General features: G+C 65.6%; 26 protein-coding genes. 18 read left to right on the forward strand and 8 right to left on the reverse strand.

Annotated features, from left to right (window positions below; translation table 11 throughout):
• Genes QHG62_RS16630 through QHG62_RS16665 form a run of 8 tightly spaced genes read right to left on the reverse strand, consistent with a single transcriptional unit; the run spans position 1 to position 6,617 of the window.
• Complete coding sequence (locus QHG62_RS16630; protein ID WP_281146711.1) at positions 1-894, reverse strand: sulfotransferase family protein; 894 nt, start codon at positions 892-894, stop codon at positions 1-3.
• The gene (gene cysC, locus QHG62_RS16635) at positions 891-1,442 is read right to left on the reverse strand and encodes an adenylyl-sulfate kinase (RefSeq protein WP_281146712.1); all 552 of its coding nucleotides are present in this window, start codon (positions 1,440-1,442) and stop codon (positions 891-893) included. Before cysC ends, QHG62_RS16630 begins: the two co-directional genes overlap by 4 nt.
• Positions 1,432-2,208, reverse strand: coding sequence for a hypothetical protein (locus QHG62_RS16640; protein WP_281146713.1), 777 nt, complete (start codon positions 2,206-2,208; stop codon positions 1,432-1,434). Before QHG62_RS16640 ends, cysC begins: the two co-directional genes overlap by 11 nt.
• On the reverse strand, positions 2,205-3,689 hold the full coding sequence (locus QHG62_RS16645) for a glycosyltransferase family 4 protein (protein WP_281146714.1): 1,485 nt from the start codon (positions 3,687-3,689) through the stop codon (positions 2,205-2,207). The genes QHG62_RS16640 and QHG62_RS16645 overlap by 4 nt, the downstream gene beginning before the upstream one ends.
• Complete coding sequence (gene lipA, locus QHG62_RS16650; protein WP_281146715.1) at positions 3,686-4,684, reverse strand: lipoyl synthase; 999 nt, start codon at positions 4,682-4,684, stop codon at positions 3,686-3,688. The genes QHG62_RS16645 and lipA overlap by 4 nt, the downstream gene beginning before the upstream one ends.
• A 7-nt stretch (positions 4,685-4,691) precedes the next feature.
• On the reverse strand, positions 4,692-5,393 hold the full coding sequence (gene lipB, locus QHG62_RS16655; RefSeq protein ID WP_281146716.1) for a lipoyl(octanoyl) transferase LipB: 702 nt from the start codon (positions 5,391-5,393) through the stop codon (positions 4,692-4,694).
• Positions 5,394-5,406: 13 nt separating this feature from the next.
• On the reverse strand, positions 5,407-5,715 hold the full coding sequence (locus QHG62_RS16660) for a YbeD family protein (protein ID WP_281146717.1): 309 nt from the start codon (positions 5,713-5,715) through the stop codon (positions 5,407-5,409).
• On the reverse strand, positions 5,712-6,617 hold the full coding sequence (locus QHG62_RS16665) for a D-amino acid aminotransferase (protein ID WP_281146718.1): 906 nt from the start codon (positions 6,615-6,617) through the stop codon (positions 5,712-5,714). The genes QHG62_RS16660 and QHG62_RS16665 overlap by 4 nt, the downstream gene beginning before the upstream one ends.
• Before the next feature lie 156 nt (positions 6,618-6,773).
• Here QHG62_RS16665 and QHG62_RS16670 point away from each other — a divergent pair, with 156 nt between their 5' ends.
• From QHG62_RS16670 to QHG62_RS16755, 18 genes are all read left to right on the forward strand, one after another.
• A complete protein-coding gene (locus tag QHG62_RS16670; RefSeq protein WP_281146719.1) occupies positions 6,774-7,247 on the forward strand; it encodes an ATP synthase subunit I in 474 nt (157 codons plus the stop codon).
• A gap of 24 nt (positions 7,248-7,271) precedes the next feature.
• On the forward strand, positions 7,272-8,150 hold the full coding sequence (atpB, locus tag QHG62_RS16675; protein WP_281146720.1) for a F0F1 ATP synthase subunit A: 879 nt from the start codon (positions 7,272-7,274) through the stop codon (positions 8,148-8,150).
• A 49-nt stretch (positions 8,151-8,199) separates the two neighbouring features.
• Entirely contained in the window at positions 8,200-8,457 is a 258-nt protein-coding gene (atpE, locus tag QHG62_RS16680) for a F0F1 ATP synthase subunit C (protein ID WP_124958928.1), read from the forward strand.
• Positions 8,458-8,491: 34 nt separating this feature from the next.
• Complete coding sequence (locus QHG62_RS16685; protein WP_157616184.1) at positions 8,492-8,962, forward strand: F0F1 ATP synthase subunit B; 471 nt, start codon at positions 8,492-8,494, stop codon at positions 8,960-8,962.
• A 7-nt stretch (positions 8,963-8,969) separates the two neighbouring features.
• Positions 8,970-9,500, forward strand: a complete 531-nt coding sequence (locus QHG62_RS16690) for a F0F1 ATP synthase subunit delta (protein WP_281146721.1) — start codon at positions 8,970-8,972, stop codon at positions 9,498-9,500.
• A 49-nt stretch (positions 9,501-9,549) separates the two neighbouring features.
• Positions 9,550-11,103, forward strand: coding sequence for a F0F1 ATP synthase subunit alpha (gene atpA, locus QHG62_RS16695; protein WP_281146722.1), 1,554 nt, complete (start codon positions 9,550-9,552; stop codon positions 11,101-11,103).
• A gap of 21 nt (positions 11,104-11,124) precedes the next feature.
• Positions 11,125-12,000 carry a F0F1 ATP synthase subunit gamma gene (atpG, locus tag QHG62_RS16700; protein ID WP_281146723.1) on the forward strand — a complete coding sequence of 292 codons (876 nt, stop codon included), beginning with the start codon at positions 11,125-11,127 and terminating at the stop codon, positions 11,998-12,000.
• A 48-nt stretch (positions 12,001-12,048) separates the two neighbouring features.
• Positions 12,049-13,464, forward strand: coding sequence for a F0F1 ATP synthase subunit beta (gene atpD, locus QHG62_RS16705; RefSeq protein ID WP_126749115.1), 1,416 nt, complete (start codon positions 12,049-12,051; stop codon positions 13,462-13,464).
• A gap of 18 nt (positions 13,465-13,482) precedes the next feature.
• Positions 13,483-13,902 (forward strand): F0F1 ATP synthase subunit epsilon, encoded by a 420-nt coding sequence (locus QHG62_RS16710; RefSeq protein WP_126749114.1) that lies wholly within the window; start codon positions 13,483-13,485, stop codon positions 13,900-13,902.
• A 240-nt stretch (positions 13,903-14,142) separates the two neighbouring features.
• Positions 14,143-15,312: an ROK family protein gene (locus tag QHG62_RS16715; protein ID WP_281151685.1), complete on the forward strand. Its 1,170-nt coding sequence runs from the start codon at positions 14,143-14,145 to the stop codon at positions 15,310-15,312.
• On the forward strand, positions 15,309-16,844 hold the full coding sequence (locus QHG62_RS16720) for a sugar ABC transporter ATP-binding protein (protein ID WP_281146724.1): 1,536 nt from the start codon (positions 15,309-15,311) through the stop codon (positions 16,842-16,844). The genes QHG62_RS16715 and QHG62_RS16720 overlap by 4 nt, the downstream gene beginning before the upstream one ends.
• Positions 16,831-17,832 carry an ABC transporter permease gene (locus tag QHG62_RS16725; protein WP_281146725.1) on the forward strand — a complete coding sequence of 334 codons (1,002 nt, stop codon included), beginning with the start codon at positions 16,831-16,833 and terminating at the stop codon, positions 17,830-17,832. Before QHG62_RS16720 ends, QHG62_RS16725 begins: the two co-directional genes overlap by 14 nt.
• A 46-nt stretch (positions 17,833-17,878) precedes the next feature.
• Positions 17,879-18,841 (forward strand): substrate-binding domain-containing protein, encoded by a 963-nt coding sequence (locus QHG62_RS16730; RefSeq protein ID WP_281146726.1) that lies wholly within the window; start codon positions 17,879-17,881, stop codon positions 18,839-18,841.
• Positions 18,842-18,878: 37 nt separating this feature from the next.
• Positions 18,879-20,006 carry a Gfo/Idh/MocA family protein gene (locus tag QHG62_RS16735; protein WP_432445620.1) on the forward strand — a complete coding sequence of 376 codons (1,128 nt, stop codon included), beginning with the start codon at positions 18,879-18,881 and terminating at the stop codon, positions 20,004-20,006.
• Positions 20,007-20,058: 52 nt separating this feature from the next.
• Positions 20,059-20,763, forward strand: coding sequence for a phosphatase PAP2 family protein (locus QHG62_RS16740; protein WP_281146728.1), 705 nt, complete (start codon positions 20,059-20,061; stop codon positions 20,761-20,763).
• 90 nt (positions 20,764-20,853) lie between these two features.
• Entirely contained in the window at positions 20,854-21,372 is a 519-nt protein-coding gene (locus QHG62_RS16745) for a DUF3617 domain-containing protein (protein WP_281146729.1), read from the forward strand.
• Positions 21,373-21,442: 70 nt separating this feature from the next.
• A complete protein-coding gene (locus tag QHG62_RS16750; RefSeq protein ID WP_281146730.1) occupies positions 21,443-22,564 on the forward strand; it encodes a ligase-associated DNA damage response exonuclease in 1,122 nt (373 codons plus the stop codon).
• Positions 22,561-24,216, forward strand: coding sequence for an ATP-dependent DNA ligase (locus QHG62_RS16755; RefSeq protein ID WP_281146731.1), 1,656 nt, complete (start codon positions 22,561-22,563; stop codon positions 24,214-24,216). Before QHG62_RS16750 ends, QHG62_RS16755 begins: the two co-directional genes overlap by 4 nt.
• Positions 24,217-24,278 lie beyond the last annotated feature (62 nt).

A 24,278-nucleotide genomic window follows, 5' to 3' on the forward strand; every position in this document is an offset into this window, starting at 1 on the left:
TCAACCGTTGCTTTGCAATTCATAGCCGAGCTGACACAGGAGGCCACCCGCAATGCGCTCGAAGCGACGCACTTCTTCGTCGCTCATCGACTCGCGCCAGGAGCCGATGCGTCCGGTCCCGGGTTGCTCCATCGTTCTGCGTTGCTGGTGAAGGCGCTGCGCATGGCTCACAACGAAACTGCCGTCGAGCGAGACGCGAGCCCGGTGTTCCTCAAGCCTGGCGGGGGCGCGTTCATGGTGGTTCAGCATCTGGCTCGACCAAGGAAGCTCCAGAAACTCGCACAGGCGGCGCAGCACTGGTTCCGGCCGCGACACAAGGTCTTCGTAGAGCACCTCGGTGTAGTGAGCGCAAGCGGAGCCTGCACTGCGAGCAGCTTCAACGCGGTCCATCCACGCGCGCGCCAGCACTTCGGGCTCGTGGCCCGGGGAGAACCACTGCTGGCGCCACGAAGCCGCCACGTCGCGGCCATCGCGAACGAGATGAACGAACCGGGCTTCCGGCAACAGCGCGGCAATGATTCCGATGTGAAACGAATAGTCCGGCGTCTTTTCGCCCCAGCGCGACTTGCCGAAGCGCTGTGCGTAGAGCCGGTAGAACGACCGCAGTCCGTCAGCCACTGTGAAGGGTTCGAGTGCGTGCACAGCTTCGGCGAGTGTTTCGCGCGGGAGGCCGAAGTCCTGCCAGTTGGGCGCGGCTGGCGGAAAGGCGGTAATCGTGTCCAAAAAGCGGGAGCGAAGATCGTCACCCCGCCCATCGAGCGCCGCGACTGCGGCGACGAAGCTGGTTTCCGGCGGGATCGCCAGGTCTGGATGGGCATCGAGCATCAGCCGCAGCAGGGTCGTGCCCGAGCGCGGCGCGCCCACGATGACCGGCATCGGCGAGCGATTGCTCATGGGGCTGTGCCCCCACACAGGGCAAGTAGTTTTGCCACGGCGAGCCCCAGGCCGATGCGCATGGGATCGATCGCCAGGCTTGGGCCCTCCGGTGCCTCGTAAGGCGCACTGACGCCGGTAAATTGGGCAAGCTCGCCCAGCCGGGCCTTGCGGTAGAGGCCCTTGACATCCGCCGCCTCGCAAACGTCCAGCGGGGTGCTGACGTGGATTTCGAAGAAGCGGCGGGCGCCGACGATGAGGCGCGCTTGCGCCCGGTCAACCCGCAGAGGAGATATCAGCGCCGCAACCACTAACAGGCCGGCATCGTTCATCAAGCGCGCAACCTCGGCAGTACGGCGAATGTTCTCGCTGCGCTCCGCCGGGCTGAAACCGAGGTCCCGGTTCAGCCCAAGGCGCAAGGCATCGCCGTCCAGCACGACGCAGCGGCGCCCGCTGTCCTCGAGCGTTTGCGCCAGCGCCTTTGCCAGGGTGGTCTTGCCGGCGCCGGACAGGCCAGTGAGCCACAGGGTGCAAGGCGCATCGGTGCGCATCGATGCTTCAGCGACCATCACCGCGCAGCCGGTCGGCCACCGCCTGCAGGTGGGTGCCGCGAATGACGTGCTTGTAGACGCCGGCCGCAACGCGCTGTTCGCCTGCAATCTCGAAGAATGGCTTGGCAACGGGCGCGTCTGCCTCCTCGTAGCGCGTGGGCCGCGCGGCAAAGAGGCATTCCCTGCCATAGGCTTCTTCGCCGAACTCCGCAATGAAGCTGTCGAGTTCGCGCTGCAGCTGTCCGCCGAAGTGCTGCGCGTAGCCGCGCATGTCGGCCAGCTTGGCCCGCAGCTCCTGTGCATCGAGCTCGACCACGAGATGGTTCTCGACCGAAAGCCGCGCCGGCGGGCTGGGATGGCCGACCGTGGAGTACCCGAAAGACAGTATCGGATGGCCGCGCGCCGTTGCGTGGCCGGCAACCTGATTCGCCAGCAGGCGACACAGGTCATGGGAAGGGTTGTAGTCCTCCGCTTCGTCCGCGACGATGCACTCGATGCCCTGCGAAATAACGTACGCCGTGAGGCGCTCGACCCATTGCGCGAACATTCCGGCATCGCCGTCCAGCAGTGCCTGGTAGATCTCGGCATCGGCCACGGGCGATACCACCTGCGAGATCCAGTTGGCGCCTGCCTGCGCCAGGTTGTCGGCCGTGGGAGCGAGCCGCGGCGCTTCGTTCGATCCGGCGCCGTTGGTGAGCACCACGACATCCGGGCGTTCGTTCCGAAGCCATTTCCAGAGCAGGAGCTCGTGGCCCGGATGCGCGGCGATCAACAGGTGTTTCATGGACGTTGAACTCTGGCCTGTATGAAGGTGGAAATCTTGCGCAGCGGAGCGGTGACCCGCCAGGACCGGCTCGCATAAATCTCGCGGAGCCGCGCGTCCATGCCCGCGGCGGTTTCGATCGCATGCCGCTCGGCTTCGGCCAGGCGTGAACCGGCTTCGTCCAGCCGTGCGCTGAGCACGGCCTGCGCACTCGATGCCGCAGCCATTGCGGATTCCGCATCCCGCTTTTGTGCGGCCAGTTCGGCTTCGGCGGCCTGCAACCGCGGGGCCAGGGCCGCCGCATGCTCCGACTGCCGCCGAGCATCGGCGCGCAAGACCTCGGCCTGGGCTTGATGCGCGCGCTGCTGGTCGTTGGATGTCTGCTGCAGCCACGCGACGTGCTGATGCAACGATGCAAGGCCGATGTGCGCGCTGGTGGTGCTTCCGCGCCGGATCCAGTCGTCCATGTAGCGCGCCATCTCGCGTGCACGCCGCTCGGCGGGCACTGCAATGACTGCCCGGCCGTCCGTCATGCGCCGGATGCACGCCTCGAGGGCGGACAGCGTCGCGTCCAGGCCTCCATTCGCACGCATCCATGACGCGGCCTGCGCTGCATCCTGCGCGTCGAATTTATCGAGCTCGGCCATCACGTTCTGCCGCGTGATCGGCCGCGTCATCAGCGCCCGGCCAAAGTTCCAGCGCCGCGCATGCGCTACCGTGGCGGCCAACACCATTTCGCCCATGCCAGAGCTGGGGTCGAGCACCACCACGGCGTTGCCCGTGACCAGCGCCTCGGTGGCACAGCGTCCCTTGCCGAACACGATGTCGTAGCGGCCGAGCGCGCCGGCCGGGTCGGGCAGGTGGTTGCCGGTGCCGCTGCCGATCACATCCAGCGCGAGGCCGCGGTCCGCGCATGCGGCGCGAATTTCCTCTAGTTGGGCATCGTGCGACGCATAGTTGCTGAAGACCAGCGCCGTGCGGGCCGCGGCGGGCAACGTCGCACGCGGCAGGAAGCGTGAAAGATCGATTCCGTTCTGGATCAGTTCGATCTGCTCGCGCTCGATGCCGAACTCGTGCTCCAGCCGCTCGGCGCAGTTTTCGTCGACTGCGATATGCCGCACCACCTGCGAAAACTGCGGGGGGCGGCCGTGCTCCGCGCTACGGTCGTGGCAGATCGTGAGAACGGGGACGTCATGAAAATGGAGCAGGGCCCGCACCGTCTCGTGATGGGTGTTGCCGATGATCACATCCGGCCGCGCCGCCATGTCGGCCACATCGGTGATGCATGCGATCGACGCGTGGCGCAGTTCGTCGGCCATGTCGCCGAAGGCCGTTGCAAAAATGGTGACGGCATGCCCGCGCCGCCGCAGCCACAGTGCGAGATCCCGGGTGAACATCTCCGCGCCCGTGCGGTGCACGAGGTAGCACATCGCAATCAGGATGCGCTGTGGCCGCCCCGTCGTGGAAGCGCCTGCTTCCCCTTCGGATGCGGACGCGTTCAATCGCCGAGCGGCGTGCCCGCCAGAACGTGCCCTGCCTGCTGGTCCGCGTGATAGCTGGACCGCACCATCGCGCCCACTGCCGCGTGGCTGAAGCCCATCTTGTAGGCCTCTTCCTCGAACATCTTGAAGGTGTCCGGGTGCACATAGCGGCGAACCGGCAGGTGCGAGCCCGACGGCGACAGGTACTGGCCGATGGTCAGCATGTCGATGTCGTGGGCGCGCATGTCGCGCATCACCTGCAGGATCTCTTCGTCGGTTTCGCCCAGGCCCACCATGATGCCGCTCTTGGTCGGCACGTCGGGGTGCAGCGCCTTGAACTTCTTGAGCAGGTTCAGGCTGAACTGGTAGTCGCTGCCGGGGCGCGCTTCTTTATAAAGACGGGGTGCGGTCTCGAGGTTGTGGTTCATCACGTCCGGCGGCGCGGCCTTCAGGATCTCGAGCGCGCGGTCGTCGCGGCCGCGGAAGTCGGGCACCAGGATCTCGATCTGCGTCATCGGCGAGAGCTCGCGGATGTTCTTGATGCAGTCGACGAAATGCTGGCTGCCGCCGTCACGCAGGTCGTCCCGGTCGACGCTGGTGATCACCACGTACTTCAGGCGCAGCTTGGCAATGGTCTTGGCCAGGTTGAGCGGCTCGTCCTTGTCGAGCGGATCGGGCCGGCCATGGCCCACGTCGCAGAACGGGCAGCGGCGCGTGCACTTGTCGCCCATGATCATGAAGGTGGCTGTGCCGTTGCCGAAGCACTCGCCGATGTTCGGGCACGAAGCCTCTTCACAGACCGTGTGCAGGTTGCTTTCGCGCAGGATCTGCTTGATTTCGTAGAAGCGGGTGGTGGGGCTGCCGGCCTTCACGCGAATCCACTCGGGCTTCTTGAGCACTTCGCCCTGAACCACCTTGACGGGGATGCGCGAGAGCTTGGCCGCGGCCTTCTGCTTGGCCAGCGGGTTGTAGTTTTCGGCGCTTTGCGCGTCGCGGACGACTTCGGTGGTGCTCATTGGATTGCTAGGGCGCCAGGTAGGTGGTGAGCTTCTGGCTCAGGACCCGGGCAGCGTCTTCCCATGTGGTTTGAATGCCGATTGTAGAAAGATCGACCGTTTGCAGCCCCGCATATCCGCAAGGGTTGATCCGCGAGAAGGGTTCCAGGTCCATTTCAACGTTGAGCGCCACCCCGTGGTAGGTGGCATGGCGGCTCACCTTGATGCCCAGCGCTGCGATCTTGCCCAGGCCCCGAAACGGGTTGGCCGCTGGCAGCGGGCCGGTCAGTGCGGCATGTGAAAACGGGTCGTCCAGCCGCACGTAGATGCCCGGCGCGCCTGCCACGCGGTGCCCCGTCACGCCGAAGTGCGCCAGCGTGCGCAGCACCGATTCCTCGATGCGGTAGACGTATTCCTTCACGTAGTAGCCGGCGCGGCGCAGGTCGATGAGCGGATAGCCCACCACTTGGCCGGGGCCGTGGAAGGTGACCTGCCCGCCTCGGTCGGTCTGCACCACCGGAATGTCGCCGGGGTTCAGGATGTGGTCCTGCTTGCCCGCAATGCCTTGCGTGAACACGGGTGCGTGCTCGCACATCCATAGCGCGTCGGCCGTTTCAGCCTCGCGCTCGAGCGTGAACCGCTTCATTGCCTCGAAGGTCTCGGCATAGCCGACGCGGCCCAGCCATCGCGGGGCAATTGCGGTGGCCGGTGCGTGTTCTGCGACCGTCATCAGTGCCTTGGTGTCAGAGGACGACCTTGACCGACGGATGCGTCGACAGCGCGCGATACAGGTCGTCGAGCTGCTCGCGGCTGGTGGCGGTCACGGTGATCGTCACGCCCAGGTAGTTACCCGCCTTGCTGTCGCGCAGCTCGACCGTGGTGGCGTCGAAGGTCGGGTCGAAGCGTTCCGCAATCTGCGTGATGGCATGCACGAAGCCGTCCGCCTTGACGCCCATGACCTTGATCGGGAACTGCGAGGGGTATTCGATCAGCGATTCCTTGCGCGGATCGGGAATCGGAGTGCTCGTGTCGGTGGTGCTGCTGCTGGTCATGCGGGGGTCACTCCTTGTTTCTGTGGCTTCTCTGCGTTGCGCTGCTTGGCCTCTTGGTAAGCCGCGTACAAGGCCTGATAGATGGGGCCGGGTCGGCCGTTCCCAATGGCCTGGCCGTCGAGCGTCACCACCGGCAGCACTTCCTTGCTGGCCGACGAGAGCAGCAACTCATCCGCGCCGAACACTTCGTCGCGCGAAACGCGGCGCAGGGCAAACGGAATGCCGCGCTCGGCGCACAGGCGCTCCAGCAGGCCGTAGCGGATGCCGGTCAGCACCAGGTTGTCCTTGGGCGGACCGATGAGTTGGCCGTCCTTGACGATCCACACGTTGCTGGAGGAGGCTTCGCTCAGCCATTCGCCCCTGAACATGACGGTTTCGGCCGCGCCGGCTTCCACGCTGATCTGCCGCGCCAGCACGGCACCCAGAAGGCTGGTGCTCTTGATGTGCGCCTTCTCCCAGCGGAAGTCGGCCGCGGTCACGCAGGCCACGCCCTTGGCGCGCACGGCATCGGCCACCGGCGGCAGCGGATTCACCATCACGAACACCGTCGGGCGCACGCCCTTGGTCATGGCATGATCGCGCGGCGCCACGCCACGGGTAATCTGAAAGTACACGGCTTGGGGCGCATCGCCGCCTGGTTCGGCCAGCCGCATCACGATGCCGCGCCATTGGGCAAGCGTGAGCGGATTCGCAATCTGCAGCTCGGCCAGCGAACGATCGAGCCGCGCCATGTGTTCTTCGAAGCAAAAGGGCTGGCCGCCGTAGACGGGGACGACTTCATAGATGCCGTCGCCGAAAATGAAGCCACGGTCGAGCACGCTGATCTTTGCGTCCTTGAGGGCGGTGTACTCGCCGTCGAGGTAGCAGAGCGTGGAGGGGAGAGCGGCAGTAAGAGGGTGCATGCGGGAATTATGGTTGTGCGCGCCCGGTCGGGCTCCGGTCAGCCAAGGAGGCCTCGTTTTGCAAACGTGACAGATCGGGTGGTCGGGCAGGCTGGGTTTCTACTTATAATCAATGGCTTTGTTAAATTCACGGCTGACAACGCGAGCGGCATTCCAATGACAACCAGCGCTCCTGTCTCCGAGATCGATGCTGAAGTCTCCGACTTCAAGCCGCTGACCGCCGAAGAGGCCCAGCGGCTTCGCGAGAAAAATCCCGAAATGTCGCCCTGGTGGGTGATTGGGGCCCAGGTGGCCATGGGATTGCTTGTGGCCGGAGTGGCATGGATGTGGACTCGGCGGCCAAGTGCCGCGGTGTCGGCTTTTTACGGAGCCATGGCGGTAGCCATTCCGGCGGCATTGTTCGTCCGGGGTGTGCGGCGGGCACGGGGTGCCGTGTCGCAATCTGCTGTCATGCTGCAGTTTTTTGTGTGGGAGTTGATCAAGATCGCGTTGACCGTTGCCTTGCTGGCGGCGGCACCGTGGCTGATCGAGGGCATCAGTTGGCTGGCCTTGTTGGCCGGCGTGGTGGTCGCCATGAAAATGTACTGGGTGGCCCTGCTGGTGCGGCCCGGATTGTTGAACCGGATTTGACTGTTTAAAAAGAGACGCTGAAAGATGGCCGCCGAAGGACACGCCCCGACCGCGAGTGAATACATCGTTCACCACCTCCAGCACTGGCAAGTTGACTGGAGCCTCAATCCCGTGGTCCAGAAGGCCATCGTCGACTTCAATGTCATCAACCTCGACTCGGTGCTCTATGCGCTGGTCGTCGGTGTCCTGGGCTGCTTCGTGCTGTGGCTGGCTGCACGCAAGGCCACGCCGGGCGTACCGGGCCGGTTTCAGGCTGCGGTCGAAATGCTCGTCGAAATGGTCGACAACCAGGCCAAGTCGAACATCCACAATGCAAAAAGCCGCAAGTTCATTGCGCCGCTGGCACTCACCGTGTTCGTCTGGATCTTCCTCTTGAACGCCATGGACATGCTGCCGGTCGACCTGCTGCCCTCGCTCTGGGCCAAGGTCTTCGAGGCAGCCGGACACGATCCGCACCATGCCTACATGCGCGTCGTGCCCACGGCCGACCTGTCCACCACGCTGGGCCTGTCCACCTCGGTGCTGCTGCTGTGCCTGTTCTACAGCGTCAAGATCAAGGGCCTGGGCGGCTGGGGCCATGAGCTCATCACGGCGCCTTTCGGTGCGCACCCCGTGCTCTGGCCGATCAACCTGCTGATGCAGGTCATCGAATACCTGGCAAAGACTGTTTCGCACGGCATGCGGTTGTTCGGCAACATGTATGCGGGTGAACTCGTTTTCATGCTGATCGCGCTCATGGGTGGTGCGATGGCGGCCTCGTTCTCGGGAGTGATGCTGCCCATCGGGCACATCATTGCCGGTACCGTCTGGGCGATCTTCCACATCCTGGTGATCACGCTTCAGGCATTCATTTTCATGATGCTGACCTTGATCTATCTTGGCCAGGCTCATGAAGCGCATTGAGTTTTCTTTTTTCTTTTCGTTTGCTTTCAATCTGTATTAAGGAGTCATCATGGAAAACGTTCTCGGTCTCGTCGCTCTGGCTTGTGGTTTGATCGTCGGTCTCGGCGCGATCGGTGCTTCCATCGGTATTGCACTGATGGGCGGCAAGTTCCTCGAGTCGTCGGCTCGTCAACCTGAACTCATGAACGAACTGCAAACCAAGATGTTCATCTTGGCCGGTCTGATCGACGCTGCGTTCCTGATCGGCGTGGCAATTGCCCTGCTGTTCGCTTTCGCCAACCCGTTCATCGCCGCTCTGCCGAAGTAATTTCCGTTCAACGCCACTCCAGAAAGGTGTTGCCGTGAGTATCAACGCGACCCTGTTCGTTCAGGCCATCGTCTTCCTGCTGCTTGTGCTGTTCACGATGAAATTCGTGTGGCCGCCGATCGCGAAGGCCTTGGACGAACGAGCACAAAAGATCGCTGCGGGCCTGGCGGCCGCCGAGAAGGCCAAGGCCGAACTGGCCTCCGCCAACCAGCGTGTCGAGCAGGAACTGGTGGCGTCTCGCAACGAGACTACCAATCGCCTGGCCGATGCCGAGCGCCGTGCCCAGCAGATCATCGAAGAGGCCAAGAGCCGCGCAACCGAGGAGGCCAACAAGATCGTGGCCGCCGCGCGCGAAGAGGCCAACCAGCAATCCGTGCGTGCGCGTGAGGCGCTGCGCGAGCAGGTGGCCGCACTGGCCGTCAAGGGTGCCGAGCAGATTCTCCGCAAGGAAGTCAATGCCGGCGTTCATGCCGACTTGCTCAGCCGCCTGAAGACCGAGCTCTGAGGACGACATGGCCGAACTCGCGACCATTGCCCGTCCTTACGCCGAGGCGCTGTTCAAGGCTTGCCCGGGCGACCTCGAAGGCACGGCTGGCTGGCTCGACCAGCTGGCGTCCGTCGCCGGCAGCCCGCAGCTCCTGGAGTTCGCGGCCAACCCGAAGGTGCCGCCCGAGCAGGTGTTCGAGCTGATCTCCGGGCTTTTGAAGCAGCCCTTGCCCGATGCGGGCAAGAACTTTCTGCGCGCCGTCATCGACAACGGCCGGCTGGCTGCATTGCCCGAAGTGGCAATCCAGTTCCGTGCCTTGTGCAATGCGCGCAGCGGGGCTGCCGATGCCGTGATCTACAGCGCTTTTCCGATCGACGACGCGGCGCTGCAGGAAGTTGGCGCGGCGCTGGAGCGGCGCTTTGCGCGCAAGCTCACGACGCGGGTCGAACTCGACCCCTCGCTCATCGGCGGCATCCGTGCCGTGGTCGGCGACGAAGTGCTCGACACCTCGGTCAAGGCGCGCCTCGAACAAATGAAAGCGGCGCTGACCGCCTGACGGCGGGCGGCAGCCAGTTGGCCCCATTTACAGAAAGAAGGAAAGAGTCATGCAACTCAATCCCGCAGAAATTTCCGAACTGATCAAGAGCCGCATCGAGGGTCTCGGCGTCAGTGCCAACATCCGCAACGAAGGCACCGTGGTTTCGGTGACCGACGGCATCGTGCGCGTGCACGGCCTGTCCGACGCGATGCAAGGCGAAATGCTTGAATTCCCGCCGAGCGCTGACGGCACGCCGTCGTTCGGCCTGGCGCTGAACCTCGAGCGCGACTCGGTCGGCGCCGTGATTCTGGGCGAATACGAGCACATCTCCGAAGGCGACACGGTCAAGTGCACCGGCCGCATCCTGGAAGTGCCGGTCGGCCCCGAGCTCATCGGCCGCGTGGTCAATGCGCTGGGCCAGCCGATCGACGGCAAGGGTCCGATCAACGCCAAGATGACCGACGTGATCGAAAAGGTCGCTCCGGGCGTGATCGCCCGCAAGTCGGTCGACCAGCCCCTGCAAACCGGCCTGAAGTCCATCGACTCGATGGTGCCGATCGGCCGCGGCCAGCGCGAGCTGATCATCGGCGACCGCCAGACCGGCAAGACCGCCGTGGCCATCGACGCCATCATTGCCCAGAAGGGCCAGGGCGTGACCTGCATCTACGTCGCGATCGGCCAGAAGGCTTCGTCGATCAAGAACGTGGTGCGCGCGCTCGAACAAGTGGGCGCCATGGACTACACGATCGTGGTGGCCGCATCGGCCTCCGAATCGGCAGCCATGCAATACGTGTCGGCCTACTCGGGCTGCACCATGGGCGAATACTTCCGCGACCGCGGCCAGGACGCGCTGATCGTCTATGACGACCTCTCCAAGCAAGCCGTTGCGTACCGCCAGGTGTCGCTGCTGCTGCGCCGCCCGCCAGGCCGCGAAGCCTACCCCGGCGACGTGTTCTATCTCCACAGCCGTCTGCTCGAGCGCGCCGCGCGCGTCAACGCCGACTACGTGGAAGCCTTCACCAAGGGTGAAGTCAAGGGCAAGACCGGCTCGCTCACCGCGCTGCCGATCATCGAAACGCAAGCCGGCGACGTGTCCGCTTTCGTGCCGACCAACGTGATCTCGATCACCGACGGCCAGATCTTCCTGGAAACCAACCTGTTCAACGCAGGTATCCGCCCCGCCATCAACGCCGGTATCTCGGTGTCGCGCGTGGGTTCGGCAGCCCAGACCAAGATCATCAAGGGCCTGTCGGGCGGTATCCGTACCGACCTCGCGCAGTACCGCGAGCTGGCTGCGTTCGCGCAGTTCGCCTCCGACCTGGACGAAGCCACCCGCAAGCAACTCGACCGCGGTGCCCGCGTGACCGAACTGCTGAAGCAGGCCCAGTACAGCCCGCTGCCGATCTCGCTGATGGGTGCCACGCTGTTTGCCGTGAACAAGGGTTTCATGGACGACCTGGACATCAAGAAGGTTCTGCCCTTCGAGCATGGCCTGCACCAGTTCCTGAAGACCAGCCACGGTCCCCTGCTCGACAAGATCGAGCAAGCCAAGGCGCTCGACAAGGACGCCGAGGCCGAACTGACGAGCGCGATCACCGCGTTCAAGAAGTCGTTCGCCTGATCGACCTGACAAGGAGCCCCCATGGCAGCTGGTAAGGAAATCCGCGGCAAGATCAAATCGGTGGAAAACACCAAGAAGATCACCAAGGCCATGGAAATGGTCTCGGTCTCCAAGATGCGCAAGGCGCAGGAGCGCATGCGCGCCGCGCGCCCCTACAGCGAGAAGATTCGCAACATCGCGGCCAACCTGGGCCGTGCAAACCCCGAATACGTTCACGCGTTCATGAAGACGAACGAGGCCAAGGCCATCGGCTTCATCATCGTGACGAGCGACAAGGGCTTGTGCGGCGGCTTGAACACCAACCTGCTGCGCGCCGTGACCACCAAGCTGCGCGAAGCGCAGGCGGCCGGCACGGCCATCGAGTCGGTGGCCATCGGCAGCAAGGGCCTGGGCTTCCTGAACCGCATCGGTGCCCGCGTGGTCGCGCACGTCACCCATCTGGGCGACACGCCTCACCTGGACAAGCTCATCGGCCCGGTCAAGACGCTGCTCGACGCCTATGCCGAAGGCAAGCTGTCGGCGGTGTACCTGTGCTACACGAAGTTCATCAACACCATCAAGCAAGAGCCGATCGTCGAGCCCCTGCTTCCGCTCGCGGCCGAGTCGCTGAAGATGGAAGAAGGCCAGCACTCGTGGGACTACATCTACGAGCCCGATCCTGAAAGCGTGATCGATGAGCTGCTGGTGCGCTATGTGGAGTCGCTGGTCTACCAGGCCGTGGCCGAGAACATGGCGTCCGAGCACTCGGCCCGCATGGTTGCGATGAAGGCTGCAACCGACAACGCCGGCAATGTGATCAGCGAGCTCAAGCTGGTCTACAACAAGACCCGTCAGGCCGGCATCACCAAGGAACTCTCCGAGATCGTCTCGGGCGCGGCGGCAGCCGCGGGCGTGTAAGCCAGTTTCACGGTCGTCCCCCTACAAACAATTTTTATCGGAGCACACATGGCTCAAGCAAACGCAGTGCAAGGCAAGATCGTTCAATGTATCGGCGCTGTGGTCGACGTGGAGTTCCCGCGCGACCAGATGCCGAAGGTCTATGACGCTTTGAAGTTCGAAGGCAGCGCGCTGACCCTCGAAGTCCAGCAGCAGCTCGGCGACGGCGTGGTGCGCACCATTGCACTCGGCTCGTCCGACGGCCTGCGCCGCGGCCTGATCGTCACCAACACCGGCGCGCCCATCACGGTGCCGGTCGGCAAGGCCACGCTGGGCCGCATCATGGACGTGCTCGGCGCGCCCATCGACGAGCGCGGCCCGGTCGGCCAGGAGCTCACCGCTTCGATCCACCGCAAGGCACCCGCATACGACGAACTGTCGCCCTCGCAAGACCTGCTGGAAACCGGCATCAAGGTGATCGACCTGGTGTGCCCGTTCGCCAAGGGCGGCAAGGTGGGCCTGTTCGGCGGCGCCGGCGTGGGCAAGACCGTGAACATGATGGAACTCATCAACAACATCGCCAAGGCTCACTCGGGTCTGTCGGTGTTCGCCGGCGTGGGTGAACGTACCCGCGAAGGCAACGACTTCTATCACGAGATGGCCGACTCCGGCGTCGTGAACCTCGAGAAGCTCGAAGACTCGAAGGTGGCCATGGTCTACGGCCAGATGAACGAACCCCCGGGCAACCGCCTGCGCGTGGCCCTGACCGGCCTGACCATTGCCGAATCGTTCCGCGACGAAGGCCGCGACGTGCTGTTCTTCGTGGACAACATCTACCGCTACACGCTGGCCGGTACCGAAGTGTCGGCTCTGCTGGGCCGCATGCCTTCCGCCGTGGGCTACCAGCCGACGCTCGCCGAAGAAATGGGCCGCCTGCAAGAGCGCATCACGTCGACCAAGGTCGGCTCGATCACCTCGATCCAAGCCGTGTACGTGCCGGCCGACGACTTGACCGACCCGTCGCCCGCCACCACCTTCGCCCACCTGGACTCCACCGTGGTGCTGTCGCGCGACATCGCTTCGCTCGGTATCTACCCCGCCGTGGACCCGCTCGACTCGACCTCGCGCCAGCTCGACCCGAACGTGGTCGGCGAAGAGCACTACAACGTGGCCCGCGCCGTGCAGGGCACGCTGCAGCGCTACAAGGAACTGCGCGACATCATCGCAATTCTGGGTATGGACGAACTGGCGCCGGAAGACAAGCTTGCCGTGGCCCGCGCCCGCAAGATCCAGCGTTTCCTGTCGCAGCCGTTCCACGTGGCCGAAGTGTTCACCGGCTCGCCTGGCAAGTACGTGCCGCTGGCCGAAACCATCCGCGGCTTCAAGATGATCGTGAACGGCGAAGCCGACCACCTGCCGGAACAAGCGTTCTACATGGTCGGTACCATCGACGAGGCTTTCGAGAAGGCCAAGAAGGTCGCGTAAAGCGGCGCAGGAACGCACATGGCAAACACCATTCACGTCGACGTGGTCTCCGCAGAAGAGTCGATCTTCTCGGGTGAGGCCAAGTTCGTCGCGCTGCCCGGTGAAGCCGGCGAGCTCGGCATCTATCCGCGCCACACGCCGCTGATCACGCGCATCCGCCCGGGTGCAGTGCGCATCGAAACGGCCGACGGCGGCGAAGAGTTCGTCTTCGTGGCTGGCGGCATTCTCGAAGTGCAGCCCGACACCGTCACCGTGCTGTCCGACACCGCCATTCGCGGCAAGGACCTCGACGACGAAAAGGCCAACCAGGCCAAGGCCGCCGCGGAAGAAGCGCTCAAGAACGCCAAGAGCGACATCGACATTGCCATGGCGCAATCCGAACTCGCCGTCATGGCTGCCCAGATCGCGGCGCTTCGCAAGTACCGCCAGAAGAAGTAAATACTGCAGCAGCCCGATCGAGGCTGCGCCAGAAGAAAGCCGCCCCCGGGCGGCTTTTTTTCGTCCGCGAAATCTGATTTGCATCTCTCTTCGATCTGAATTTGGTCGAAGTTCAGCCTTGTCCGGCTGAAGACCTGCCTCTAGTATTCGCGATCAATCACCTGCGGCAAGTTTCTGCGCAGGCAAACAAGACGGAGACAACAACGCGTGACACGCTGGAGCGGCATCACTGCGGACGAAATGCGGTTGCTGGAGACTACGTTCTGGTCGGCCGGCGGCTCGCGCCATGCCATGGCTGAACAGCTCGGCTTTTCCAAGAGCAAGGCAAACGCATTGATTGCGGGCCTGGTCGAGCAAGGCCTCCTTGCCGAAGCCGGTCTCCAGCGCTCATCCGGCGGGCGGCGTGCCGAAAACCTGCAGCTGCATGCAGGCCTGGGCGTGCTGGTCGGCATCGACATTGGCGCCACCAGCCTCGACGTTGCGGTGCTGCGCCCGGACCTCACCGTGCTTGCACAGCACGACGAACCCGCCGACGTGCGCGAAGGCCCCGCCGTGGTACTGGCCCGGGTGCGCGTGCTGATGCGCGAGCTGCTCGCACGCTGCAACAGCAGCGCCAGGAACGTGCTTGGCATCGGCATCGGCGTGCCGGGCCCCGTCAACTTCGAGATCGGGCAGCTCGTGAACCCGCCGCTCATGCCGGCATGGGATAGCTTCTCGATTCGCGACTATCTGCGCGAGGACTACGCGGCGCCCGTCTTCGTCGACAACGACGTGAACCTGATGGCCCTTGGCGAGCTCTGGCGGCTCAAGCGCTCGCTCAACAACTTTCTCGTGATCAAGATCGGCACCGGCATCGGCTGCGGCATCGTCTGCCACGGCGAGGTCTATCGCGGCGCCGCGGGGTCGGCCGGCGACGTGGGCCACATTTGCGTCGACCAGGAAGGCCCGCGCTGCCACTGCGGCAATGTGGGCTGCGTGGAAGCCATGGCGGCGGGGCCGGCCATCACGCGCATGGCCGTGCGGGCGGCCGAAGCCGGCGAAAGCGCGATGCTCGCCGAATGCCTGCGCGTGCATGGGCACATCGATGCCGTCGACGTCGGCCAGGCGAGCCGCGCCGGTGACACGGCGGCCAACGGCATCATCCAGCGCGCCGGCAACCTCATCGGCCAGATGCTGGCGTCGGTGGTGAATTTCTTCAACCCGTCGCACGTGTTCATCGGCGGCGGCATCACGCGCATCGGGCCGCTCTTTCTGGCGGCCGTGCGGCAGAGCGTGTATCAGCGTTCGCTGGCGCTTTCGACTCGGCACCTGGAGATCCAGTACACGCCGCTGGGCGTGCAGGGCGGGCTGATCGGCGCCGGCGTGCTCGCGATGCACGAAACACTCAAAGTCCGCGGAGTGGCGCCATGACCGCAGCAGAAACCAAGGGAAGCGTCGCGGTCGAGTTTGCCGATGTGGTGAAGGCCTTCGGCCCCGTGCAGGTGCTGCACGGCGTGAGCTTTGCGCTGGCGCCGGGCCGCGTCTACGGGCTGCTCGGCGAAAACGGCGCGGGCAAGTCCACGTTGATGAAGATTCTCTCGGGCTACGAACAGCCGACCGGCGGCACGCTGCGCATCAACGGCGAGCCCCGGCACTTCGCGAGCTCGCGCGATGCGGAGGCGCTGGGCATCGTGCTGATCCACCAGGAATTCAATCTTGCCGAAGACCTGAGCGTGGCGCAGAACATCTTTCTCGGCCACGAGAAGAAGAAGGGCTGGCTGCTCGACGACGCGTCGATGGAACGCGATGCCGCCGCAGCACTGGCCGCAGTCGGGCTGCAGGTCGATCCGCGCACCAAGGTCCGCCGGCTCATCGTCGCGGAAAAGCAGCTCGTCGAAATTGCCAAGGCCATTGCACGCCGCGCGCGCCTGCTCATCATGGACGAGCCCACCGCCACGCTCACGCCCGGCGAGACCGAGCGGCTCTTCAAGCTCATTGCGCAGCTGCGCGCCGACGGCGTGACCATCGTCTACATCTCGCACAAGCTCGACGAAGTGGAGCAGGTGACCGACGAGGTGATCGTGATGCGCGACGGCCGCTTTGTCGCGCGTGCGCCCACGCCCGAGGTTTCGCGCCAGCAGATGGCCAACCTCATGGTGGGCCGCGAACTGGCCGACCTGTACCCGCCGCGCGACGTGGTGGTGGCCGCCGATGCGCCTGCCATGCGCGTGCGCAACTTCAGCGTGCCGGGCTGGGCGAATGACGTCGGCTTTGAAGTGCGCCCCGGAGAGATCCTCGGCTTTGCGGGCCTGGTCGGCGCGGGCCGCACCGAGCTGTTCGAAGGCCTGCTCGGACTCCGGCCGGCCAGCGGCCAGGTCGAGATGCTCGGCAAGCCGGTGCCCGACCAGAAGGGATGGCGCAATCCGCGCGACGCCGCCAAGCACGGCCTCACCTACCTGAGCGAGGACCGCAAGGGCAAGGGCCTGCACGTGAACTTCGGGCTGCGCCAGAACCTCACGCTGATGGCGCTCGAGCGCTACACCCGCCCATGGCTCCAGCCCGATGCCGAACGCGGCGCGCTGGCCGAGGCCGTGAAGGACTACGGCATTCGCACCGGCTCGCTCGACGTGCGCGCATCGTCGCTCTCGGGCGGCAACCAGCAGAAGCTCGCGCTCGCCAAGGTGCTGCAGCCCAAGCCCAAGGTGGTGGTGCTCGACGAGCCCACGCGCGGCGTCGACATCGGCGCCAAGCGCGACATCTATTTCCTGATCCAGCGACTCGCCCGTGAAGGGCTCGCGGTGATCGTCGTTTCGTCGGAACTGATGGAACTCATCGGCCTGTGCCACCGCGTGGCGGTGATGCGCGCGGGGCGCCTCGTCGCCACGCTCAATGCCGACAACCTGACTGAAGAGGAGCTCATCGCTCATGCCACCGGAACAGCAGACACCCATGCCGCAGCCTGAAGCCGCGCAGCACCGCAGCGAAAGCAAGCCGCGCTGGACCGAGCGCCTGCACGGCCTCGGCCCGGTCATCGGCCTGGTGCTGCTGTGCATCGCTGGCACGCTGCTCAACAGCGACTTCGCCACCGTCGACAACGCCATGAACGTGCTTACGCGCACGGCCTTCATCGGCATCATTGCGGTGGGCATGTGCTTCGTGATCATCTCGGGCGGCATCGATCTTTCGGTGGGCTCGATGGCGGCACTCATCGCGGGCAGCGTGATCATGTTCATCAACTGGGCCGGGCCTGCCTCGGGCTCGCCGCTCATGGCGGTGGTGATGGGCGCGGTGCTCGCGGTGGTGCTGGGCGCGCTGTTCGGCCTGGCGCACGGCCTGCTCATTACCAAGGGGCGCATCGAGCCCTTCATCGTCACGCTGGGCACGCTCGGCATCTTTCGCGCCTACCTCACCTACTTTGCCGACGGCGGCGCGCTCACGCTCGACAACGACCTGTCGGACCTCTATGCGCCGGTGTATTACGCAAGCCTTGCGGGCATTCCGGTGCCGGTGTGGGTGTTCGTGATCGTCGCGATCATCGGCGGCGTCATCTTGAACCGCACGGCCTACGGCCGGTATGTGCAGGCCATTGGCTCCAACGAGCAGGTGGCGCGCTATGCGGCGGTCGATGTCGACCGCGTGAAGATCCTGACCTACGTGCTGCTGGGCGTGTGCGTGGGCATTGCAACGCTGCTCTACGTGCCGCGCCTGGGCTCGGCGTCTCCGACCACGGGCCTGTTGTGGGAGCTCGAGGCGATTGCCGCGGTCATCGTCGGCGGCACCGCGCTCAAGGGCGGTGCAGGCAGCATCACCGGCACCGTGGTGGGCGCCATCCTGCTCTCGGTCATCAGCAACATTCTGAACCTCACCAGCATCATCAGCGTGTACCTCAACGCCGCGGTGCAGGGCTTCGTGATCATCATCGTCGCGTTCCTGCAGCGCGGCCGCCGCTAGTTCGTTCCCGTTCCGCTTCACCATCAACCACAAGGAGACATCCAGCATGACAAGCTTCACCCGCCGCATCGCACTCACGGCCGTGGCCGCAGCAGCGCTCGCGAGCCTGCCCGCGCTCGCCGCCGAGAAAGTGAACCTCGGCGTTTCGATTCCCGCGGCCACGCACAGCTTCATGGGCGGCATCAACTACTGGGCCAACCAGGCGAAGAAAGATCTCGAGAAGGAACACAAGGACCTGAAGATCACGATCAAGACCGCCGCCAACGCACCCGAGCAGGCGAACCAGCTGCAAGACCTCTCGACCGTCACCAAGATCAACGCGCTCGTGGTGTTCCCGTTCGAATCGGCTGCGCTGACCAAGCCGGTGGCGCAGGTCAAGGCCAAGGGCGCCTACGTGACCGTGGTCGACCGCGGCCTCACCGACACCAGCGCGCAGGATGCGTACGTGGCCGGCGACAACACCGCCTTCGGCCGCATCCCGGCTGAGTACATTGCCAAGCAGCTCGGCGGCAAGGGCAACGTGGTTGCACTGCGCGGCATTGCCACCACGCTCGACAACGAGCGCATGGACGCCTTCAACGCGGTGCTCAAGAACCATCCGGACATCAAGCTGCTCGACGCCAAGTACGCCAACTGGAACCGCGACGACGCCTTCAAGGTCACGCAGGACTACCTCACGCGCTTCAAGCAGATCGACGCCATCTGGGCGGCCGACGACGACATGGCCGTGGGCGTGCTCAAGGCCATCGAGCAGGCCAAGCGCGACGACATCAAGATCGTCTTTGGCGGCGCGGGCGCAAAGGGCATGGTCAAGACCATCATGGACGGCAAGGACAAGCGCATTGGCGCTGACGTGAGCTACTCGCCCAAGTTCATCTACGACGCCATCAAGCTCACGGCCGAGGCGCGGCTGAAGGGCGAGAAGCTGCCCGCGACCACCATCATTCCTTCGGTGCTGATCACCAAGGAAAACGCGAAAGACTTCTACCACCCGAACTCGCCGTTCTAAGGTGACCGAGAACGCTTTTCGCAAGCTCCGCTGCGCCATGGTCGGCGGCGGGCGCGACGCCTTCATCGGCGCCGTGCACCGCAAGGCCATGGCGCTGGATGGGCAGATCGAACTCGTGGCCGGCGCGCTGTCTTCGAGCCCCGAGAAGGCGCGCGCCTCGGGCCGCGACCTCGGGCTGGCCGACGACCGCAACCACGGCGACTGGCAGTCGCTGCTGGCCGACGAGCTCAAGCGCCCGCCGCAAGAGCGCATCGACTTCGTCTCGATCGTCACGCCCAACCACGTGCATTTTCCGGTGGCGCAGGCCTTTGCCGAGGCGGGCTTTCATGTGGTGTGCGACAAACCGCTGGTGCACACGCGCGAGCAGGCCGATGCGCTCGTGGCCACCGTGGCAAGGCAGGGCACGGTCTTCGGCGTGACCTACAACTACACCGGCTACCCGATGGTGCGGCAGGCGCGCGAAATGGTCCGCTCGGGCCAGCTCGGCGAACTGCGCAAGGTGGTCGTCGAATACAACCAGGGCTGGCTCGCGAGCCAGCTCGAAGACACCGGCAACAAGCAGGCCGACTGGCGCACCGACCCCGCACGCAGCGGCGCGGCCGGTGCCATCGGCGACATCGGCTCGCATGCCGAGAACCTCGTCGCGAGCGTGACGGGGCTGGAAATCGAAAGCCTCTGCGCCGACCTGAGCGCGCTGGTGCCCGGCCGCATGCTCGACGACGACGGCAGCCTGCTCTTGCGCTTCAAGGGCGGCGCGCGCGGCGTGCTGATTGCGTCGCAAATCAACACCGGGCTGGAGAACGACCTGCGCCTGCGCATCTCGGGCGCGCTGGGCACGCTCGAATGGCGCCAGGAGCGGCCGAGCGAACTGCTGCACCTGCCGCACGACGGACCCAAGCGCACTCTCACCCGCGGCTCGCCGTGGCTGTGCGAATCGGCGCAGCGCGCGAGCCGCCTGCCCGCAGGGCATCCCGAAGGCTTCATCGAAGCCTTTGCCAACATCTACGGCGGCGTGGCCGCGGACATCCGCGCCCGCATCGCGGGCCAGCAGGCCGATGCCATTGCGGCCGACTATCCGCGCGTGGAAGACGGCGCCCGCGGCGTCCGCTTTATCGAGCGCACGGTGGCTTCAGCAAAAAGCGAATTAAAGTGGACGCCCTGGTAGCCGTGCCGCATGCCCGCACCCGCGGGCATGCAACGCACGGCGCCTGGCGCCCATGACACGTTCCTCCCTTCGAGAGCTGCCGCTTCGCGGCCCGCCGCCCTGGCTTCGCGCCCTGGGCCGGCGATGCCTTGCGCTCTGGCCGCTGAAGCTCGTCGGCAACACGGTGGCCACCATCGGCTTCTTCCCGTTGTACTTCTGGATCATGAAGAACGCCGGCCAGCCCTGGACGCTGCCGCTCACCGCGTTCGACCGGCTCGTCGCCTTCTGGCCCGCGCTGCTGCCGGTCTATCTTTCGCTGTGGGCCTACATTGCGTTGCCCGTGTTCCTTGCCAAGGACAGGCGGGAGTTTCAGGGCTTTGCATTGAGCTGCGCGGTCATGACCTTCATCTCGCTCGCGGTGTTCTGGTTCGTGCCCACGGCCATACCCAACTTCACCATCGATGCGACGCCGGGCACCTCGCTTCATTTCCTGAAATCGGTCGATGCGGCCGGCAATGCGTTCCCGTCGCTGCACGTGTCGTTCTCGGTGCTTGCCTGCGTGGTGCTGGCGCGGCAATTGCGCGATGTGGCCGCGCCCATGTGGCTCCGCGCGTTCAACATTGCATGGGCCGCAGCCATCGTCTATTCGACCATGGCGGTGCGCCAGCATGTGCTCGTCGACGTGCTCGGCGGGCTGGCGCTGGGCATCGCGTTCGGGCTGGCTTCGCGGCCGCGCCACGTCGTTGCGGCAGCGGCTGTGCAGGCGAAGCCGGCGTAGGCGATTGCACTATTCCGCCCGGCCGGCGCCTGCGGTACAACCCGGCATTCGTTCGTTCAACGTTCCCAGATCCCTGACGCGGAGCCCTTCATGAAGATTCGCCAGACCGCCATTGCCTTTCTCACGCTGGCCGGCGCGGCCGCCATGCCCGCCATGGCCATCGACTACCCGGCGCGCAAGCCCGGCCTCTGGGAAATCCAGACCGGCGACGGCACCGCCGCCAAGGGCGCGAGCCAGACCATCCAGCAGTGCATCGATGCGGCCAGCGACAAGGCCCTGCGCGACATGGGCCAGGGCATGGGCAAGGATGCGTGTTCCAAGCAGGAGCTGCGCAACGAAGGCGGCAAGCTGGTTGTCGATTCGGTCTGCAAGATCGGCTCCACCACTGCCACCTCGCACGCGGTGATGAGCGGCGACTTCAGCTCGGCCTACCGCATGGAAAGCAAGTCGACCTACAGCCCGCCGCTGATGGGCCGCGCCGAAGGCTCGGCCGTGATCGAAGCCAAGTGGATCGGCCCCTGCAAGGCGGGCCAGAAGCCCGGCGACATGATCATGTCCAACGGCATGAAGATGAACGTGCTCGAAATGGCGGGCGGGCGCAAGAAGTAGGCGCCGGCCCACAGCGCTTCGCGGCCCGCGTTCGGCAACGCGCAAGGCCGCCACCGCCTACGATGCGGCCATGGCCGCGAAGGAAGAAGATCTCGTCGTCGCTCGCCCCGAAGGGCTGTATTGCCCGCCGGGCGATTTCTACATCGACCCCTGGCGGCCGGTGGCGCGGGCCGTCATCACGCACGCCCATTCGGACCACGCGCGCGTGGGCCATGCGCACTACCTGGCGCATACCGACAGCGCCGGCACGCTGCGCACCCGCCTGGGCAGCGACATTGCGCTACAGACGCTCGGCTACGGCGAAGCCATCGAGCACCACGGCGTGCGCGTCTCGCTGCACCCGGCCGGCCACGTGCTGGGCTCGGCGCAGGTTCGCCTCGAACACGGCGGGCGCGTGTGGGTGGCCTCGGGCGACTACAAGACCGAGCCCGACGGAACCTGCACGCCCTTCGAGCCCGTGCCCTGCGACACCTTCATCACCGAATCGACCTTCGGGCTGCCGATCTATCGCTGGCCCACGCAGGCCGCGCTGTTCGCCGAGATCGATGCATGGTGGCACGCCAACGCGGAGGCCGGCCGCGCATCGGTGCTGTTCTGCTATGCCTTCGGCAAGGCGCAGCGCATCCTGCATGGTGTGGATGCTTCCATCGGGCCGATCGTGGTGCATGGCGCGGTCGAGCCGCTCAACGCCGTGTATCGCGCCGCGGGCGTGGCCTTGCCCGAGACGCTGCGCGTAACCGACCCCGGTGTGGACGCCGCGCTCTTGAAGCGCGCGCTGGTGCTGGCGCCGCCATCGGCGCAGGGCACGCCGTGGATGCGCCGCTTCGGCAACTATGCCGATGCTTTTGCGAGCGGCTGGATGCAGCTGCGCGGCACGCGCCGCCGGCGCGGCGTGGACCGGGGCTTCGTCATGTCCGACCACGCCGACTGGCCCGGCCTGCAGCAGGCGATCGCGGGCACTGGCGCGAGCCGGGTGTTCGTCACCCATGGCAGCGTGGCGGTCATGGTGCGCTGGCTCACCGAGAACGGGCTGGAGGCACAGGGCTTCAAGACCGAATACGGCGATGAAGATGACCAGGAAACTCCCTCCCCTTCCGGGGGAGGGCCGGGGAGGGGGCCAGCGGCGCTCGATGCGGACGCTGGCAGCCCCCATCCCGGCCTTCCCCCAGAGGGGGAAGGAGCAAAGGCATGAAGGACTTTGCCGCGCTCTACCGCGAGCTCGACGCCAGCACCTCGAGCCTTGCCAAGCAGGCCGCGCTGCAGCGCTACTTGCGCGAGGCCGACCCTGCCGATGCGGCATGGGCCGTGTACTTCCTGGCCGGCGGCAAGCCGCGCCAGCTGGTGCCCACCAAGCTGCTGCGCCTGCTCGCGCAAGAGGCGGCGGGCCTTCCCGAATGGCTGTTCGACGAAAGCTACGAGGCGGTCGGCGACCTCGCGGAAACCATCGCGCTGCTGCTGCCACCGCCCACCGAGGCGCACGACCTGGGCCTGGCGCGCTGGGTCGAGGAGCACCTGCTGCCGCTGCGCGAGGCGGGCAAGTCGGCGCCCGACGAACTGCCCGCGCGGCTGCGCGCGCAGTGGCGCCAGCTTGCGGCCGAAGAGCGGCTGGTGTATTTCAAGCTCATCACCGGCGCCTTCCGCGTGGGCGTGTCGAAGCTGCAAGTCACGCAGGCGCTCGCGGCGGTGGGCGGCATCGACCCCAAGCGCGTGGCGCAGCGGCTCATGGGCTACACCCACATTGGCGGCCGCCCACGCGCCGACGAGTACCGCGCACTCATCGCGCCGGAGTCGGGTGCGGAGCAGGTGCAAAAGACCAGCGGGCAGCCGTACCCCTTCTTTCTGGCGCATGCGTTCAACCTGCCGCTCGAACAGTTCGATGCGGCGCTCGGTCCGCCGGCCGATTGGGTCGTCGAATGGAAGTGGGACGGCATCCGCGCGCAACTGGTGAAGCGCGCGGGTGCGGTCTGGCTGTGGTCGCGCGGTGAAGAACTGGTGACCGAGCGCTTTCCCGAACTTGCCGTGCTCGGCGAGGCATTGCCAGACGGCACGGTGCTCGACGGCGAAATTGCCGTTTGGCGCGAAGACAGGGTGCAGCCCTTTGCGGAGCTGCAGAAGCGCATCGGCCGCAAGACCCTGGGCGCGAAGCTGCTGCGCGAAATACCGGTGGTGCTGCTGGCTTACGACATTCTCGAATGGGAAGGCCGCGACCTGCGCGCGCTGCCGCAATGGGAACGCCGCGTGCTGCTCGACGACTTGGTCACACGCATGCAGCATCCGTCGCTGCTGCCCAGCCCGATGCTCACCGGCGCCGAGTGGGGCGACCTTGCCCGCCAGCGCGAAGCAGCGCGCAGCATGGGTGTCGAAGGCATGATGCTCAAGCGCCGCGATGCGCAGTACGGCGTGGGTCGCACCAAGGACGTGGGCGTGTGGTGGAAGTGGAAGATCGATCCGCTCAGCGTCGACGCCGTGCTCATCTACGCGCAGCGCGGCCACGGCCGGCGCGCCAGCCTCTACAGCGACTACACCTTTGCCGTTTGGGACGGCCCGCCCGAACAGCAGGACCGCAAGCTCGTGCCCTTTGCCAAGGCCTATTCGGGCCTGACCGATGCAGAGATGGCGCGCGTGGACGCGATCATCCGCAAGACCACGGTGGAGAGCTTCGGCCCGGTGCGCAGCGTGGAGCCCACCCTTGTGTTCGAGCTCGGCTTCGAGGGCATTGCGCGCAGCACGCGCCACAAGAGCGGCATTGCCGTGCGCTTTCCGCGCATGCTGCGCTGGCGCGAGGACAAGCCGGTGGCGGAGGCGGATACGTTGCAGACGCTGGCTGCGCTGCTGCCGTCATGACTGCGCCGGTGGACCCCGAATTTCTCCCTCCCCTCCCGGGGGACTGGCTGCGCTGCTGCCGT

Origin of the sequence: Variovorax paradoxus (assembly GCF_029919115.1) — a bacterium.
In the GTDB taxonomy this organism is placed as follows: Bacteria; Pseudomonadota; Gammaproteobacteria; order Burkholderiales; family Burkholderiaceae_C; genus Variovorax; species Variovorax paradoxus_O.